The organism is Spongiactinospora rosea, from assembly GCF_003315795.1.
In the GTDB taxonomy this organism is placed as follows: domain Bacteria; phylum Actinomycetota; class Actinomycetes; order Streptosporangiales; family Streptosporangiaceae; genus Spongiactinospora; species Spongiactinospora rosea.
Window position 1 is genome coordinate 463,373 of sequence record NZ_QMEY01000004.1, and the last position, 16,828, is coordinate 480,200.

Sequence of the window (16,828 nt, forward strand, 5' to 3'; positions counted from 1 at the left end):
GCCCCCGCTACGGGACGATGTTGACCAGCTTCGGCGCGCGCACGATGATCCTGCGGGGCGTGCCGGAGAGCTGCGCCTGTACCTTCTCCGAGCCCATGGCCAGCGCCTCCAGCTCGGCGTCGGTGATGTCCGGGGAGACCTCCAGGCGGTCGCGGACCTTGCCGGCCACCTGTACCACGCACGTCACCGACTCCTGCACCAGCAGCGCGGGATCGGCCTCGGGCCAGCCGGCCTTGGCCACGGACGGCGAACCGCCCAGCCGCTCCCAGCCCTCCTCGGCCACGTAGGGGGCGACCAGCGACAGCAGGACGGCCAGCGTCTCGGCGGCCTCGCGCACGGCGGGGTCGGCGGGGCCGGGGCCGGTGTCGATGGCCCGCCGGGCGGCGGTGGTCAGCTCCATCATCCGGGCCACGGCGACGTTGAACCGCTGGGACTCGACCAGCTTGGTGACCTCGTCCACGGTGCGGTGGGTGACCTTACGCAGCTCCAGGTCACCGGCGGTGAAGGAGACGCCCGGCTCACTCGCCACCTCGCTCATCACCCGCAGCGCGCGGGCCAGGAACTTCTGCGATGCGGCGGGCGAGACGTCGGCCCAGTCGATGTCCTCTTCGGGCGGACCGGCGAAGATCATGGTCAGGCGGACCGCGTCGACCCCGAAGTCGTCGATCTGCGCGCCCAGGTCGACGCCGTTGCCCAGGGACTTCGACATCGCCTTGCCGCGGTTGATGACCTGGCCCTGGTTGAGCACCCGGATGAACGGCTCGGTGAAGTCGAGCATGCCCATGTCGTGCAGCACCTTGACGAAGAAGCGCGCGTAGAGCAGGTGCAGCACGGCGTGCTCGATGCCGCCGACGTACTGGTCGATCGGCCCCCACCTGCGGACCTTCTCGACGTCGAACGGGCCGTCCTCGTAGCCGGGCGAGCAGTAACGCAGGAAGTACCACGAGGAGTCGACGAAAGTGTCCATCGTGTCGGTGTCGCGCCGGGCGGGGCCGCCGCACTTGGGGCACTCGACGTTGACCCAGTCGGTGGCGCCGGCCAGCGGGGAGACCCCCTTGGGGGCCAGCGCCTCACCGCGCAGGTCGGGCAGCCTGACGGGGAGCTGGTCGTCGGGGACGGGCACCTCGCCGCAGTCGGCGCAGTGGATGATCGGGATCGGGGTGCCCCAGAACCGCTGGCGGGACAGCAGCCAGTCGCGCAGCCGGAAGTTGACCGCGGCCTTGCCCCGGCCGTTGTCGTTCAGGATCCCGATGATCTTCTTGATCGCGTCGGCCTTGGCCAGGCCGTCGAGCGGCCCGGAGTTGACCAGTGTGCCCTCGCCCGGGGTGGCCTCACCGGTCTCGCCGGGGTCGGCCAGGCCGGTGTGGACCACGACCCGCACCGGCAGCGCGAACTTCCTGGCGAAGTCGAGGTCGCGCTGGTCGTGGGCGGGGACCGCCATGATCGCGCCATGGCCGTAGTCGGACAGCACGTAGTCGGCGGCCCAGACCGGGATGCGCTCGCCGTTGACCGGGTTGACCGCGTGGACGCCCAGGAAGACGCCGGTCTTCTCCTTGTCGGTGGACAGCCGGTCGATGTCGCTCAGCTTGGCGACCTCGGCGCGGTACGCCTCGAACGCCTCCCGCTGGGCGGGCGCGACGATCTCCTCGGCCAGCGGGGCGTCCGGGGCCACCACGAAGAAGGTGGCGCCGAACAGGGTGTCGGGCCGGGTGGTGTAGACGGTGACCGGCTCCTCGCGCCCCTCGATCGTGAAGAGCACGTCGGCGCCCTCGGAGCGGCCGATCCAGTTGCGCTGCATGGTCAGCAGCCGGTCGGACCACAGGCCCTCCAACTGGGCCATGTCGTCCAGCAACCGGTCGGCGTAGTCGGTGATCTTGAAGTACCACTGGGTCAGCTCGCGGCGCACGACCTCCGCGCCGCACCGCTCACAGCGGCCGTTGACCACCTGCTCGTTGGCCAGCACGGTCTGGTCCTGCGGGCACCAGTTGACCAGGCCGCCCTTGCGGTAGGCCAGGCCGCGCTCGAAGAAGCGGTTGAACAGCCATTGGTTCCAGCGGTAGTAGTCCGGGTCGCTGGTGTGCAGGCGGCGCGTCCAGTCGAAGCTGATGCCGTACCGCTTGAAAGAGGTGGCCTGGGTCTCGATGTTGGCGTAGGTCCACTCCGCGGGGTGGGCGTTGCGCCGGATCGCCGCGTTCTCCGCGGGCAGGCCGAAGGAGTCCCAGCCGATGGGGTGCAGCACGTTGTAGCCGCGCTGGAACCAGTAGCGGGCGATGACGTCGGCCAGGGCGAAGACCTCGCCGTGGCCCATGTGCAGGTCACCGGAGGGATAAGGGAACATGTCGAGCAGGTAGCGCCGCTCGCGGGGGTCGGCGGGGTCCTCGCTCGCCCGGTAGGGGTCAAGCTCCTCCCACCGCCGCTGCCACTTGGCCTGCAGCGCCTTCGGATCATATTGCTCGGTCACGGTTGGTCCCTCGGTTTGAGCTGCTGAGCCGTCGGCCCCTGGACTCACGGTGCACCTCGCGGACCCGGATCGCGGTCCATCGATCGCGCAAGGCCCACAAGAAAGCCCCTCGCGAACGCAAGGGGCATGCCGCGCGGCGGGGCTGGGGTCAGCCGGGCCGGCGCGGCCCGCGAAGAAGTCGGGGCGCGTAACGCATACACCAAGGGTAGCGCAGAGAACAGTCCCCCGCTGTCGGGTCGGTGAAGGCGGGCGCGGGGTGGCGGACGACCCCGACACGGTCGCACGGGCCTCAGGCCGCGGCACGGGGAGCGATACCCGATGGTGATAGATCCGTTGTGACCTCTTCTGTCCCTTTAGTTTACTGTTGTCCGCGTGGCGATCTCAGGCGACCAGGACCCCGGAAACCCCGGCGTACGTGGCATGCCGCTGCAGGACCCGCCAACAGATCCGAAGGGATTCTCCCGTTTTCCTGCGGTACCCCCTGATTCACATGAGATCATGCCCAGCATCGCAAGTCCGGGCACGATCGCGGGAGGTACGGGACGCATGGCCCCGGATCAGTCGAGCCATCCCCAGATGCCACCGGCGTGGCCGGATGCGCCGCAGGGCGGCCCCGCCGCCCCGCCGCCGCGCGAGCGTGCCCCCGACCAGGACCGCAAGGGGCGCAGGCACTCCTCCGCGCCGCCCCGGTCCTGGGAGGACGACCCGCTCGGGCCGCCGCACACGCCGCCCGCCACACCTCCGCCGGCCACCTCCGACGTGAACTACGAGCGGACGATGGCCGTCCCGATGCGCCCGCGCGAGGAGGCCGGCGCGCCGCCGCGCGAGCGGTCCGCGCCGCGGCGGCAGGGCGACACGCCCGGCGGCACACTGGGCCGCGACCCGGCCGACCCCAACCGCCCCTTCGTCACCGCCGGGCAGATCAGCGGCCCGAAGACCCCGCCGCCCGAGCGGCAGCAGGAGCTGTGGAACACCGTCTTCGGCGACAATTACCAGGCGATGGAGGACGAGGAGGAGCCGGAGCGTACCGGCAAGCCGGTGTGGATCTACGCGCTGGCCGGGACGATCGTCGTCGCGCTGGTCGCCGTGCTGCTGTGGTGGGCGTTCACCTCCGGGCCGCTGGCGGCCGCGGAAGGGCCCGCTTCCACGCAGATCGCCCAGAAGACGGCCGCGCCGCAGAAGCCCGCCGCGCCCAGGAAGACGCTCCCCCGGCTGCCGCGGTACAAGGGGGCGGCCTCGCAGAGCGCGGGCACGCTGGCCGACCAGCTCGGCGCGATCACGCTGCCCAAGCTGGGCCCGCCGTGGCGGCAGGACCTCCGGCCCACCGTGGCGGAGAGCTTCGGGTATCCGACCCGGCAGTACGTGCCGGCGGGCCGGGACGCCGCGGGCAAGACGCAGTACGCGCAGGTGCTGTCCGGTCCGTTGCCGAAGCAACTGGCCGCGAAGTACACCTCGCCGGAGGACCTCACCCCGGTGGTCAGCGCGGTCGCCTTCCAGGCCCGCACGAAGTACTTCGCCAAGGGCAACACGATCGCCAAGACCGTTCACCAGACCAAGCCCATCGGCGGGATGCCAGCCGAGCTGATCGGCTATGAGATCACCTCGGCCCAGACCAAGACCACCATGGTGGTCGCGGTGGTGTCCACCGGCCGGAACGTGCCCACCGTGGTCACCATGACGGTGCCGGAGAGCAGGAAGAAGCTGCTGCCCGACATCAACACCGTCTTCGCCGGCATCCGCCCGCTGAACGGCTCCTGAGCCCTCCCGGCGCACGGGGCCGTCTAGAGGCGGGCCACCTCCATGTGCTTGACGCCGTTGATGAAGCTGGACAGCAGCGGCTCGGGCTCGCCCACCTCCAGGCGCGGCACGCGGCGCAGCAGCTCGCCGAACATCACGCCGATCTCCCTCCTGGCCAGGTGGGCGCCCAGGCAGAAGTGCGGTCCGGGACCGCCGAAGCCGACGTGCGGATTGGGGTCGCGGGTGATGTCGAAGCGGTGCGGATCGGTGAACACCTCCTCATCGCGGTTGGCCGACCAGTAGAACAGCACCACCTTGTCGCCCGCGCGATAGGTCGTGCCGTTCATCTCGTGGTCGCGGGTCAGCTTCCTGCGCATGAAGTTGACCGGCGCGGCCAGCCGGATGATCTCCTCGACGGCCCTGGGGGTGTGCCCCTCGATGTCGGTGAGCCAGCGGGCGCGCTCGGCCGGATGCTCGGTGAGCAGGCGCATGCCATGGGAGATCGCATTGCGGGTGGTCTCGTTGCCGGCCACCACCAGCAGGATGAAGAACGAGCCCAGCTCGGCCGGGGTCAGCGCCTCGCCGTCGATGTTGGCGTTGACCAGCGAGGAGGTCAGGTCGGACGTCGGGCGCTCGGTGCGGTGCGCGGCGAGGGCCTGGACCAGTTGCTGCAACTCCATCCCGGCGGCGAGCAGCCGGTCGGCCAGGCCGTCGATGTCGCCGAAATCGGGGTCGAAGCCGCCCAGGATGATGTTGGAGCGGTCGAGGACGAACCGGTGGTCGCTCTCGGGGATGCCCATCATGTCGCAGATGATCTTCAGCGGCAGCCGCGCCGCCACCTGGGACACGAAGTCACCGCCAGGACCCGCCGCCAGCAGGTCATCGACGATCACCCCGGCCGCCCGCCGCACGTCGTCCTCGAACTGCTTGATCATCTTCGGCGTGAACGACCGCGACACGATCCGCCGCAACCGCGCGTGCCGGGGATCGTCCATGTTGATCATCGACCCGAAGTACTCGGCCAGCTCGGCGGGCATGTCGGCGATGTTGGTCGCGCCGCCGTCGCCCGAGCAGAACACCTCGGGCAGGCGGCTCGCCGCCACGATGTCCGCGTGCCGGACCAGCGCGTGGTAGCCCGGCCCCGCCGGCCCCAGGAAGAACTCCGGCTCCTCGTAGAAGACCGGCTGCGAGAGCTCGCGGAGCAGCCGGAAGGCGTGCTCCCGCTCGGCCATGGGCCTGGCCCAGAAGTCGTAGTCGGACAGATCGAAGTCCGCCGCGGTGGTGATCGGGGTGCGCCCGGTGGTGGGGTCCACACTCATGCCCCCAATGATCTGCTTGCGACCGAGCGCAGTCAACCCATTACTCGTGGCTAGAAATCGCAGGTCATCCTTTTGATCCCATTGATGAAGCTGGAACGCAGACGGTCGGGCTCGCCCACGGACCTGATGGCGGGCGCCCGGGTGAACAGCTCGCGCAGCATCAGCTGGATCTCCCACCTGGCCAGGTGGGCGCCGAGGCAGAAGTGCGGTCCGGGACCACCGAAGCCGACGTGCGGATTGGGGTCGCGGGTGATGTCGAAGCGGTGCGCGTCGGCGAACACCGCCTCGTCGCGGTTGGCCGACCAGTAGTAGAGCAGCACCTTGTCGCCCGCGCGGTAGGTCGTGCCGTTCATCTCGTGGTCGCGCGTCAGCGTACGGCGCATCCACGCCACCGGCGAGGCCACCCGGACGATCTCCTCCACCGCGCCCGGCAGGCGCGCGTCGAGGTCGGCGACCAGCAGCTCGCGCTGGCCGGGGTTGGTCGTGAACAGGTGCAGGGCGTGGGAGATCGCGTTGCGGGTGGTCTCGCTGCCCGCCACCACCAGCAGGATGAAGAACGAGCCCAGCTCCTGGAGCGTCAGCGCCTCGCCGTCGATGTTGGCGCTGGTCAGCGCGCCGATGAGACCGGCGGGCGCGGATCCGGTGAGCGTGGCGACCACGTCCTGGAGGCGCTGGGCGGTGCCGAGCAGCAGTGTCCCGGCCTCCTTGGGGTCGGTGATGTACTCCGGATCGCCGCCGGACAGCAGGATGTTGGACGCCTCGAAGACGGTCTGGTGATGCTCTTCGGGGATGCCCATCATGTCGCAGATGATCTTCAGCGGCAGCCGTGCCGCCACCTGGGACACGAAGTCACCGCCAGGACCCGCCGCCAGCAGGTCATCGACGATCACCCCGGCCGCCCGCCGCACGTCGTCCTCGAACTGCTTGATCATCTTCGGCGTGAACGACCGCGACACGATCCGCCGCAACCGCGCGTGCCGGGGATCGTCCATGTTGATCATCGACCCGAAGTACTCGCGGAACCGCTCCGGCATCTCGTGGATGCTGGTGGTGCCCTGGGCCGAGCTGAAGATCTCCGGCCTGCGGCTGGCCTCCACGACGTCGGCGTACCGGACCAGCGCGTGGTAGCCGCGCCCCGGCGGGGCGAAGCTCACCGTGGGGGCGGCGAACCACCTCGGCCCCGGCAGCGCCCGCAGCACGGCGAACGCCTCCTCGCGCTCGGCCATCGGCCGCGCCCAGAAGGCCGGGTCGGTAAGGTCGATCTCCCCGGCCGAGCTGATCGGAACCGGCACATGCCCTCCTCTGGTCAGCGTCCGGCTTCAATCCTGCCACCTTCCGACCATGCCGCGATGATCAGATCGGCGGCCCGCTCCCCGATCATGACGGCGGGTGCGTGGGTGTGCCCGCGGTTGATCAGCGGCATCACCGAGACGTCGGCCACGCGCAGGCCGTCCACTCCCCGTACGCGCAGCTCCGGATCGACGACGGAGTCCTCGTCGGTCCCCATCCGGCAGGTGCCCACCGGGTGGTACAGCGTCTCGCTGCGCTCGCGGATCCAGCGGTCCAGCTCCTCGTCGGTGCGGGCGCCCCAGTAGGGCCGCATGGGACCGGTGGCGTACGGGCGCAGGGCGCCGGTCCCCACCAGTTTCAGCGCCAGGCGCACGCCCGCCGTGAGCCTTCGCAGGTCGGCCTCGGCGGTGAGGTAGCGCGGGTCGATCGCCACGTCCCGGCCGCTCAGCGAGATTCGTCCGCGGCTCTCCGGCCGCAGCAGCACCGCCGCCACCGTGATGCCGTGCCCGTCCGGCGGGGTCAGCCCGTGGTCGGCGAAGGCCACCGGCACGAAGACCAGCTCGATGTCCGGCGCGGGCTCCTGCGGCGAGGTGCGCACGAACGCCAGGGCCTCGCCGACGTTGGAGGTCAGCATCCCCCTGCGGCGGACCAGGTAGCGGACCAGGTTGGCCAGGGACTCCGCGCTCGCCAGGGTGATCTCCGCGGGGCAGCGCATCATGACCCCGGAGGTCAGGTGGTCCTGGAGGTTGCGGCCGACCTCCGGCCGGTCCACGAGCGGGGGCACCCCGTTGGCCCGCAGGCCGGCGGGGTCGCCGATGCCGGACAGCATCAGCAGGTGCGGCGAGCCGATCGCGCCGGCCGACAGCACGACCTCGCGGCGGGCGGCGACCACCGTGCCGCCGTCGCACTCCACGCCGGTCGCCCGGCCGCCTTCCAGCAGCACCCGGTGGGCCTGCAGGCCGGTGAGCACGGTGAGGCCGGCGCGCCGCCTGGCCGGGCGCAGATAGGCGTCGGCGGAACTCCACCGCCTGCCGCGGTACTGGGTGACCGGGGCCTGGTGGCAGCCCTCGGCGTCGTCGGGGCCGTTCAGCTCGGCCAGCCGCGGCAGCCCGATCTCCTCGCAGGCCCGCAGGAACGCGCCGGTGACCGGGTTGGGGCTGCGCAGCTCGGAGATGTGCACCGGGCCGCCGACGCCGTAGACATCGCCCACGTTGGAGCCGATCCGGTTCTCCGCCCGCTGGAAGTAGGGCAGCACGTCGTCATAGGACCACCCGGGCACTCCCCAGCCGTCGTAGTCGGCCCGGTGGCCGCGCACCCACATCTACGCGTTCATGCTGGACGAACCGCCCAGCACGCGCCCGCGCGGCCAATAGAGCCTGCGCCCGTCCATCTCGGCCTGCGGGACGGTGCTGAAATTCCAGTCGCAGGAGGTCTTGAACAGCTTCTTGAAACCGGCCGGAATCCGGATCTCCGTCTTGTCGTCGGCGCCGCCCGCCTCGATGAGCGCCACTGAGACGCCCTCCTCCGCGGACAGGCGGTTGGCCAGGACGCACCCCGCCGAACCAGCGCCGACGATCACATAGTCGTACTCGGTCGACATGCCACGCCTCTTCCGTGAGATCAGCCGAACAGCACCGCCGGGTGAGCGACCCGACACCTGCTTACTCCGCGCCGGCCCGCGGCGTCCACGAAATCAGCGGACCTGCCAAGAAAGCGCTGATCGCTTTGTATTCCGGCGCACCTACCGGCCGGAACGCCGTTTTGTCACTATGAACGCATTCCCGACGCTCCGGCTCAGGAGGATGCCCCCATGCTCAACCTCGCCACCGTTCTGGAGGACAGCGCGCGCGACGTGCCCGAACGCACCGCCGTGGTCCATGGCGGCCTGCGCCTGCCGTACTCGATGATCGACTCCGTCGCGTGCCAGGTCGCCGCCCTGCTCACGGCAAGGGGCATCGGACGGGGCGACAGGGTCGCCCTCGCCTGTCCCAACGTGCCCTACTTCCCGTTCGTCTACTTCGGCATCCTCAAGGCGGGCGCCACGGTGGTGCCGCTGAACGTCCTGCTCAAGCCGGGCGAGATCGCCTATCACCTCGACGACTCCGGGGCCAGGGCGCTGTTCTGCTTCGAGGGCACCCCCGAGCTGCCGCTGGGCGAGCGCGGCCGGGCCGGTTTCGAGGCGTCTTCCGCGGAGCTGTTCATCGTGCTCCCGGCGACCCCGCCGGCCACCGAGTCGCCGTACGGCGAGACGCTGTGGGCCGCGCTGGACGGCGTGCCGGCCACGTACTCCACCGTGCAGACGAACGCCGACGACACCGCCGTCATCCTCTACACGAGCGGCACGACCGGACACCCCAAGGGCGCCGAGCTGAGCCACCAGAACATGCTCATGAACGCGATCATCTCCGACGAGATGCACCTGCGCCGCGAGGAGGGCGACGTCTATCTGACCTCGCTGCCGCTGTTCCACTCCTTCGGGCAGACCGTGCTGATGAACGCCGGGTTCCGGCGCAGGGCCACCCTGGTGCTCCAGCCCCGCTTCGAGCCGGCCTCCGCCCTGGGCCTGATGCGCGATGAGGGGGTCACGCTGTTCGCCGGGGTGCCGACGATGTACTGGGCGATGCTCGCCGAGATCCACGCCCGCGGCGGGCCGGTGCCCACCACGCTGCACAGCGCGATCTCCGGCGGCTCCGCCGCGCCGCTGGAGGTGCTGAAGGACTTCGGCGAGACGTTCGGGATCGGCATCCTGGAGGGATACGGCCTGTCCGAGACCTCACCCGTGGCCTGTTTCAACCAGCGCGGCAAGCCGAACAAGCCCGGCTCCATCGGCACCCCGGTGTGGGGGGTGGAGATGAAACTGGTGGACCCGGAGTGGAACACCGTGGAGGGCGAGGGCCCCGGCGAGATCGCCGTGCGCGGGCACAACGTGATGACGGGCTACCACGACCGGCCCGCCGAGACCGCGGAGGTGCTGCGGGACGGGTGGCTGCGCACCGGCGACATCGCCACCCGCGACTCCGACGGCTACTACTTCATCGTGGACCGCGCCAAGGACATGATCATCCGGGGCGGGTTCAACGTCTACCCGCGCGAGGTGGAGGAGGTCCTGATGGGCCATGACGCCGTGTCGCTGGCCGCCGTGGTGGGGGTGCCGGACGAGGCCCACGGCGAGGAGGTCAAGGCGTACGTCATCAGGAGGCCGGGGGCCGAGCTCGGCGAGCGGGAGCTGATCGCCTGGGCCCGGGAGCGGATGGCCGCCTACAAGTACCCGCGGCTGGTGGAGTTCCGCGACGCGCTGCCGATGACGGCCACCGGCAAGATCCTCAAGCGCGAGCTGCGCTGAACGCCACGTAGACGGCGGAACGCCCGGCCCCCTCGAAAAGGGCCGGGCGTGACCGGAAAGCCCGCAGAGGAGCCGTCAGGGCCAGTTGCGGCCCGGACGCAGCGGCATGTGGGCCGCCCCGTCGCGGTCCAGCTTGGTCGCCAGGATCTGGTGCAGCTGGACCTTGTTGCGCTCGAAGCCCACGACCGAACCGGCCATGTAGAGCCGCCACACGCGGGCCGTGCCCGCGCCGACCTCCGCGACCGCCTCGTCCCAGTGCTCGTCCAGGTTGGCGCACCACTTCTGGAGGGTCTTGGCGTAGTGCTCGCGCAGGTTCTCCTCGTGCCGGATCTCGTAGCCCATGTCCTCCATCTGGCGGATCAGGTGGCCCACCGACTCCAGCTCCCCGTCGGGGAAGACGTAGCGGTTGATGAACCCGCCCTTGTTGATCGACTTCTCGACGCCGGTCGGCCGGGTGATGCAGTGGTTGAGCAGCCGGCCGCCCGGCTTGAGCCGGTCGTACAGGAACTTGAAGTAGAAGGGCAGGTTGTCCTTGCCGATGTGCTCGGTGAGGCCGATGGAACTGATCCGGTCGAAGCCCGTCTCGGCCACGTCGCGGTAGTCCATGTGCCGCACCTCGGCCAGCCCGCCGAGCCCCGCGTCGGCGATGGCCTTCTGTGCCCATTCGGCCTGCTGGCGGGACAGCGTCACGCCGAGGCCCTTGACCCCGTAGTGCTTGGCCGCGTGCATGACCATGCCGCCCCAGCCGCAGCCCACGTCCAGCAGGCGCATGCCCGGCTGGAGGTCCAGCTTCTTGGCCACCAGGTCGAACTTGGTGTACTGCGCCTCCTCAAGCGAGGAGTCCTCCTCCGGGAACACGGCGCAGGTGTAGGCCATGGACGGCCCGAGCACCCACTCGTAGAACCGGTTGGAGACGTCGTAGTGGTGGTGAATGGCCTCCGCGTCGCGCTTCTTGGCATGCCTGCTGCCCAGCCGGGCCAGCATGCTCGTGCGCATCTCCTGCTTCGGCGGCGGGACCCGCATCAGCAGTGGCTTCATGCCGAGCGACCGGACCGCCGCGATCTTCTCGCGGGCGGGTATGTCGTTGATGGTGAGCGACCACATGCGGTCCAGCAGGGTGTACATGTCGCCCCGCAGGTCGATGTGGCCGGAGACATACGCCCTGGCCAGCCCGAGTTCGCCGGGCGCCTGAGCGAGATACGCCACCGCTATCGGCGTCTTCACCTCGATCTTGAGGTCGGCGCCGTCCGGGCCCGCTTTGCTGCCGTCGTACGCGCTGAACGCGACACCGGCGTCGGACCCGACAACTTTCTCGAAGATCTGTGCTAGTGACACAGAAGCAACCTCCTTAACGCCCCCGTACACATTTGTCGTAGAGGTCGAGCAACCGGCCACCCGGATCGTATGCCCGCTTGACCGGCCAGTAGGCGTCTCCGTTGTAGAGCCGCCAGAACTCGTCCCGGGGGTAGAACGACGTCGAGTACAGGGACTTGTGGCCGTCGAGGTCGTGTACGGCGTTCTCGATGAGCCGGTTGTGATAACCGTCGAACTGCCCTCTGGGCAGTGGCACGGTGCCCCAGAACCCGAAATTCAGATAGAGCCGCCCCTGCTCCAGCGGGTAGAGCGGCCAGTCGCCGGACGCCTTGAGCGGGCACATCCACACCGGCGTCATGCCGACCTTCTTGTGGAAGAAGTCCAGGAACTCCGCGCCCCGCTCGATGGGCACCTCGATGTCCTGGATGACCGACTCCTGCGGAGGGTTGCCGCGCCAGCGGTCGTAGCGGGCCAGCAGGCCGTACTTGCGGTCCATCCCGACCAGCCTGCGGTAGACGTCGGAGCGCATCCACCGGCGCGGCATCAGCGAGCGCACCAGCGGGCGCTGCACGCCGAAGGCGCGCGAGCACCAGAACCAGTCGGTGTCCCAGCGCCACAGGTAGTCGCGCACGGTGAGCCAGTCGCGCGTGCGGGTCTGGATCGACCGGTAGTAGATGCGCATCCCGGTGTAGTCCGAGACGTACGGCGCGCGGTCGGCGAAGCGGCCGAGCGTGATGTACAGCTCCCCCGGCCCGAAGAAGACGCCGTCCACGAAGTCGACCGGCTCCCCGTCGTGCTCGCGGCTCTCGCAGATCTCCCGCATGGCCAGCAGGCACTTCTCGGCGTCGGTGAACGGGAGGTGGGTGAGCTTGACGTACGGCGAGACCGGCTTGAGCTTGATCCGGATGCGCAGCGCGTAGCCCAGCGTGCCGTAGGAGTTGGGGAAGGCGCGGAACAGGTCGGCGTGCTCGTTGTCCTCACGGGCCACGACGATGCGCCCGTCGCCGGTGAGGATCTCCAGCTCCTCCACCGACTCGTGCGGCAGGCCGTCGCGGAAACTGGTCGACTCGATGCCGAGCCCGGTCACCGCCCCGCCGAGGGTGATCGTCTTGAGCTGCGGCACGACGTACGGCATGAGGCCGTGCGGCAGCGTGGCGTCCACGAGGTTCTCGTAGGTGGTCATGCCCTGCACCTCGGCGGTGCGGGCGACCGGATCCACCTGGATCACCTGGTCGAGGTCGCGGGCGGACAGCTTGGCGGCCCGCGAGCCGCCCCCGGCGTCGCGGAACCTGAACAGGTTGGTCGTGGCCTTGGAGAGCCGTGGCGCGGAGTCGTCGGGGATGGCGGCGTAGGACTCCTTGATCTGCTCGACGGCCCGCCGGTGTGCCAGCATCTGTCCTGTATCGCGCATGGAACGTCCTGGCATGACACCACCCCCAGATTTCCAGAGACGGAGATCGTCCCCTGGCACGCTATATCCAGAAAAGTCGGCAGACCAGCCTCGACGTGTTAAGCGCCGGAAAACTCGGTATCGCCGGTCGGCTCTGGTCCTTCTGCTCTCACATGTGCGAAACGAGCGAAACTCTACCCCTGACTGATCCGATCGCCACGCACGACCCCCCGGAGAAAACCTCTCACATCCCCCTGGTCACCCCTGTCACCTGGCCCGACGCGTCCCCGTCGCCCCTGTCGCGCCGCCGCCTTCGCTCGCCGCGAACGATCGGAACACCTGTTCCCTGAGCCGGTGGCGCTTGCCCCAGTCGCGCGAGATCATGGTCCACTCCAGCACGTACGCCGTGCCGTCCACCACGACCGCGCGGCGCAGTTCCCGGTACGTCCGGCCGGGCGCGACCCACGGCGCCCTGCTCGTGTCCCCGCTCCTCCAGGTGAACTCCCACTCGGCCGCGCGGCCCTCGGGTACGGCGACACTGCCCGTGCGCAACGTCGTCACCTCCCGCGCGTAGGGGGTGAGCAGCCGCTCCGCGGCCCGCAGGATCTTCGCGGGATCATCGCCCGCGCCCTTGACCATCTCCACACCGAGGTGCGCGTTACCGTCCCTGCGCAGCCATTCGGCGTGGCCGCCGTCCCGTGAACCCCGCCAGCCGCGCGGGAAGGCGATGGACCAGCCCGCCGGGGAGGTCCAGATCGGCAGCGGGCGGGGCGTCCGCGTGGGGTGGGGCGTCGCGCTCTGCCGCGAGACGGGCCCGGCCGAGGGCGTGGAGGCCGCGGTGGTGGCGGCGACCGGGCGCGGCGCCGTGGAGGTGGCCGCGTCGGCCGCGTTGCGCCCGCGGGGCAGCGCGTTCCAGGCGACCACGGCGCCCGCCACCAGTACGACGCCCGCGACCGCGGCCGCCAGCGCGACCTTGCCGCGCGGCCTGGGCCCTCGCGGCGGCGGGCCGGTCACGCGGTCGCGGGCCCGCTGGGCCTCCTGGATGTCGGCGAGCATGCGGTCGGCCTGCTCCGCGGTGAGCCTGCGCGCGGGATCGCGCTCCAGCAGGCCGCGCAGCACCGCGTGGAAGATCTTGGGGATGCGGCCGTAGACGGGCTCCTCGGTGAGGATGGCGTTCAGCGTCTCCATGGTGTCGGCGCGCTCGAAGGGCGAGCGGCCCATCAGCCCGGCGTACAGGGTGGCGCCGAACGACCACAGGTCCGAGGCGGCCCCGCCGATCCCGCCACTGGCCCGCTCGGGGGCCAGGAAGCTCGGCGAGCCCGCCACCATGCCGGTCTGGGTGAGCGAGCTGTCGCCCTCCGCGGTGGCCACGCCGAAGTCGGTGAGCACCGCCCGGCCGTCCTCGGTGACCAGGATGTTGCTCGGCTTCACGTCGCGGTGCAGCACCCCGGCCCCGTGAGCCGCGCTGAGCGCGGACAGGATCTGCCTGCCGATGTCGGACAGCAGGCGCACCGGGACCGGCCCGGTGAGGCGCACGATCTCGTCGAGGGGCTGCGCGTCGACCAGCTCCATGATGATCCACGGCCGGCCGTCCTCCTCGACCACGTCATAGATCTGGACGATGCCGGGGTGGTTGAGCCGGGCCGCGGTGCGCGCCTCGCGGGTCGTACGCAGCAGGTGACGCTCGCGCTCGACCGGGGGGAGCCCCGGGGACAGCACGACCTCCTTGACCGCGATCGGCCGATTCAGGAGCGTGTCGTGGCCATGCCAGACCACGCCCATACCGCCCTGACCCAATGCGCTGGACAGCCGGTAACGTCGGGCGATCAACCGTTCGCCGTCGTCCGGTGACGCCATGTCAGATTCCGCCCTTTGATCCCATTTTGGTCGTCGAAAAGTTTCCCATATTCAGTCGTACTCGCGTGGGCAAGCGCGTGTGTTGCGCACCACGACCGAATCTTGTTCCACTTGACCCCCAAGGAGGAACGATGACCCAAACCAATGGATCGGCCCCGCTGTCCGGTGTCAGAGTGCTGGAACTGGCGGGCCTCGCGCCCGGGCCCTTCGCCGGGATGATGCTGGCCGACCACGGCGCCGAGGTGCTGCGCGTCGACCGGGCCGATGCCGTACGACGGGCGGGCGACCGCCCCCGTCCCGACGTGATGGACCGCGGCAAGCGGACCATCGGCCTGGACCTGAAGTCTCCCGAAGGGGTCGCCGCCTTCCGCGAACTGGCCCGGCACGCCGACGTCGTCATCGAGGTGTTCCGTCCGGGCGTGGCCGAACGGCTCGGGATCGGCCCGGACGACCTGCGCGCGGTCAACGAGCGGCTGATCTACGGCCGGATGACCGGCTGGGGCCAGGAGGGCCCGCTCGCGCCCACCGCGGGGCACGACATCGGCTACGTCGCCGCCTCCGGGGTGCTCTCCCTGCTCGGGCGGGCCGGGGAGCGGCCGACGCCGCCGATCAACCTGCTCGGCGACTTCGCGGGCGGCGGCCTGATGCTCGCGTACGGCGTGCTGCTCGCGCTGTTCGAGCGGGAGCGCACCGGCCGTGGCAAGGTCATCGACGCGGCCATGGTGGACGGGGCCGCCCTGCTGGCCGCGATGTTCTTCCACCAGATCCACGCCGGGACGTGGGGGCCGCGCGGCACGAACCTGCTCGACACGGGCGCGCCGATGTACGACACCTACGAGACGGCCGACGGGCAGTACGTCGCGGTGGGGGCCCTGGAGCCGCGGTTCTGGGACGAGCTGGTGGCCGGGCTGGGCCTGACCGGACTCCCCGACCGGGACGACCCGGCGAACTGGCCCGCGCTGCGCGAACGGCTGACCGAGGCGTTCCGGGGAAGGACGCGGGCGGAGTGGGCGGAGGTCTTCGCGGGCACGGACGCGTGCGTCTTCCCGGTGCTGTCGGTCGCCGAGGCCGCCGAGCACCCGCACAACAGGGCGCGCGGCACGTTCGGCCGGGTCAACGGCGTACTCCAGCCCGCCCCCGCCCCCCGCCTGCTGGACGCGCCCCCGGCGGACCTCTCCCCCGCCACCAGGCTCGCCGACCTGGCCTCCTGGGGGTTGCCCGCCGCCACCGAGGCGGACCTCCGGGAGAAGGGCGTCCTGGCCTGACATAGCAGACCTTGTCAAGGATGTAGTAGGTGTACTACATTCCTTAGCATCAGTGCTGCATCTATGGAGGGCTGCGCGGTGTCGCAGGAGAACATCCACAACCGGATCGCGGTGCTGCGGGCCGAGCGCGGCGTCTCCAGGAAGGACCTGGCGGGCGCGCTCGGGGTGCACTACCAGACCATCGGCTACCTGGAGCGCGGCGAGTACAGCCCCAGCCTGCACCTCGCGCTGCGGATAGCCGAGTTCTTCGAGGTACCGGTCGAGGTGGCGTTCTCGCTCCGGCCGTTCCCCCGACTGGGTGAGGAAGGGAGATGACGTTGAGGCTTCAGGAGTGGTGGCGGCACCGTCAGGCCGAGGCGATGCAGCAGGACGTCGCCCCGGCGTGGTACGCCACCAGAGCGCGCAGGCACGCACTCGTCGGCGCGCACGGCGTCGCGCTCGCCCTGCTGTGGGCGGCCGCGGTGCTCTGGCTGTTCTCCCTGGAGGGCCACGGCCGGTGGGGCACGATGCTCATCGTGGCCGGGCTGGTGATCGCCGTCCCCACGATCTCCCTGCTCAACCTGGCCACCCGGGGCACCACCGCGCTGGCCGAGGAGAGCCTGGACGAACGCCAGCTCGCCGACCGGATGCGGGCGATGGCCACGGCCCACCGCGGCACCATGATCATGCTGGCGCTCGTCGCCGCCGGGGCCCTGGCCACCGGCCTGGCCGCGGGGCACGACCTGTCTCTGCCGGTCACAGGCGTCCTTCAGCTCACCATCACCATCGGCCTGACGCACATGATGCTGCCGCTGCTGGTGTCGGCGTGGCGGCTGCCCGACCCGCCCGCCGAGGACGCCTGAGGCCCCTGAC

General features: G+C 70.5%; 12 protein-coding genes and 1 pseudogene. 5 read left to right on the plus strand and 8 right to left on the minus strand.

From position 1 onward, the window contains the following. Positions 1–7 precede the first annotated feature (7 nt). A complete protein-coding gene (gene leuS, locus DP939_RS13960) occupies positions 8–2,461 on the minus strand; it encodes a leucine--tRNA ligase (RefSeq protein WP_113981079.1) in 2,454 nt (817 codons plus the stop codon). Positions 2,462–2,959: 498 nt separating this feature from the next. Between leuS and DP939_RS13965 the strand changes: the two genes are divergently transcribed. Then, positions 2,960–4,219 carry a hypothetical protein gene (locus DP939_RS13965; RefSeq protein ID WP_158578563.1) on the plus strand — a complete coding sequence of 420 codons (1,260 nt, stop codon included), beginning with the start codon at positions 2,960–2,962 and terminating at the stop codon, positions 4,217–4,219. Positions 4,220–4,242: 23 nt separating this feature from the next. Here DP939_RS13965 and DP939_RS13970 read toward each other — a convergent pair whose 3' ends face one another. From DP939_RS13970 to DP939_RS47830, 4 genes and pseudogenes are all read right to left on the minus strand, one after another. Then, complete coding sequence (locus DP939_RS13970; RefSeq protein WP_113981081.1) at positions 4,243–5,517, minus strand: cytochrome P450; 1,275 nt, start codon at positions 5,515–5,517, stop codon at positions 4,243–4,245. Positions 5,518–5,567: 50 nt separating this feature from the next. After that, entirely contained in the window at positions 5,568–6,743 is a 1,176-nt protein-coding gene (locus DP939_RS13975) for a cytochrome P450 (RefSeq protein ID WP_113981179.1), read from the minus strand. An 80-nt stretch (positions 6,744–6,823) separates the two neighbouring features. Next, positions 6,824–7,525, minus strand: coding sequence for a GMC family oxidoreductase (locus DP939_RS47825; RefSeq protein ID WP_318656287.1), 702 nt, complete (start codon positions 7,523–7,525; stop codon positions 6,824–6,826). A gap of 24 nt (positions 7,526–7,549) precedes the next feature. Beyond that, a pseudogene (locus tag DP939_RS47830) lies at positions 7,550–8,407 on the minus strand (GMC family oxidoreductase); the annotation flags it as partial. Positions 8,408–8,617: 210 nt separating this feature from the next. Here DP939_RS47830 and DP939_RS13985 point away from each other — a divergent pair. Then, on the plus strand, positions 8,618–10,150 hold the full coding sequence (locus DP939_RS13985; RefSeq protein ID WP_113981082.1) for a long-chain-fatty-acid--CoA ligase: 1,533 nt from the start codon (positions 8,618–8,620) through the stop codon (positions 10,148–10,150). Between the two features lie 75 nt (positions 10,151–10,225). On the opposite strand, the gene DP939_RS13990 is transcribed toward DP939_RS13985, so the two are convergent. The 3 genes from DP939_RS13990 to DP939_RS14000 all read right to left on the minus strand — a co-directional run bounded on the left by DP939_RS13990 (position 10,226) and on the right by DP939_RS14000 (position 14,711). Continuing rightward, on the minus strand, positions 10,226–11,485 hold the full coding sequence (locus tag DP939_RS13990) for an SAM-dependent methyltransferase (RefSeq protein WP_113981083.1): 1,260 nt from the start codon (positions 11,483–11,485) through the stop codon (positions 10,226–10,228). Between the two features lie 13 nt (positions 11,486–11,498). Further along, the gene (locus tag DP939_RS13995; protein WP_225878236.1) at positions 11,499–12,875 is read right to left on the minus strand and encodes an FAD-binding oxidoreductase; all 1,377 of its coding nucleotides are present in this window, start codon (positions 12,873–12,875) and stop codon (positions 11,499–11,501) included. Positions 12,876–13,121: 246 nt separating this feature from the next. Then, on the minus strand, positions 13,122–14,711 hold the full coding sequence (locus tag DP939_RS14000) for a serine/threonine-protein kinase (RefSeq protein WP_113981085.1): 1,590 nt from the start codon (positions 14,709–14,711) through the stop codon (positions 13,122–13,124). Between the two features lie 131 nt (positions 14,712–14,842). On the opposite strand from DP939_RS14000, the gene DP939_RS14005 reads away from it, so the two are divergent. The 3 genes from DP939_RS14005 to DP939_RS14015 all read left to right on the plus strand — a co-directional run bounded on the left by DP939_RS14005 (position 14,843) and on the right by DP939_RS14015 (position 16,818). Then, the gene (locus DP939_RS14005) at positions 14,843–15,976 is read left to right on the plus strand and encodes a CaiB/BaiF CoA transferase family protein (protein WP_113981086.1); all 1,134 of its coding nucleotides are present in this window, start codon (positions 14,843–14,845) and stop codon (positions 15,974–15,976) included. A 63-nt stretch (positions 15,977–16,039) separates the two neighbouring features. Continuing rightward, positions 16,040–16,291: a helix-turn-helix transcriptional regulator gene (locus DP939_RS14010; protein WP_113981087.1), complete on the plus strand. Its 252-nt coding sequence runs from the start codon at positions 16,040–16,042 to the stop codon at positions 16,289–16,291. Beyond that, complete coding sequence (locus DP939_RS14015; RefSeq protein ID WP_147267983.1) at positions 16,288–16,818, plus strand: hypothetical protein; 531 nt, start codon at positions 16,288–16,290, stop codon at positions 16,816–16,818. Before DP939_RS14010 ends, DP939_RS14015 begins: the two co-directional genes overlap by 4 nt. Positions 16,819–16,828: the final 10 nt, after the last annotated feature.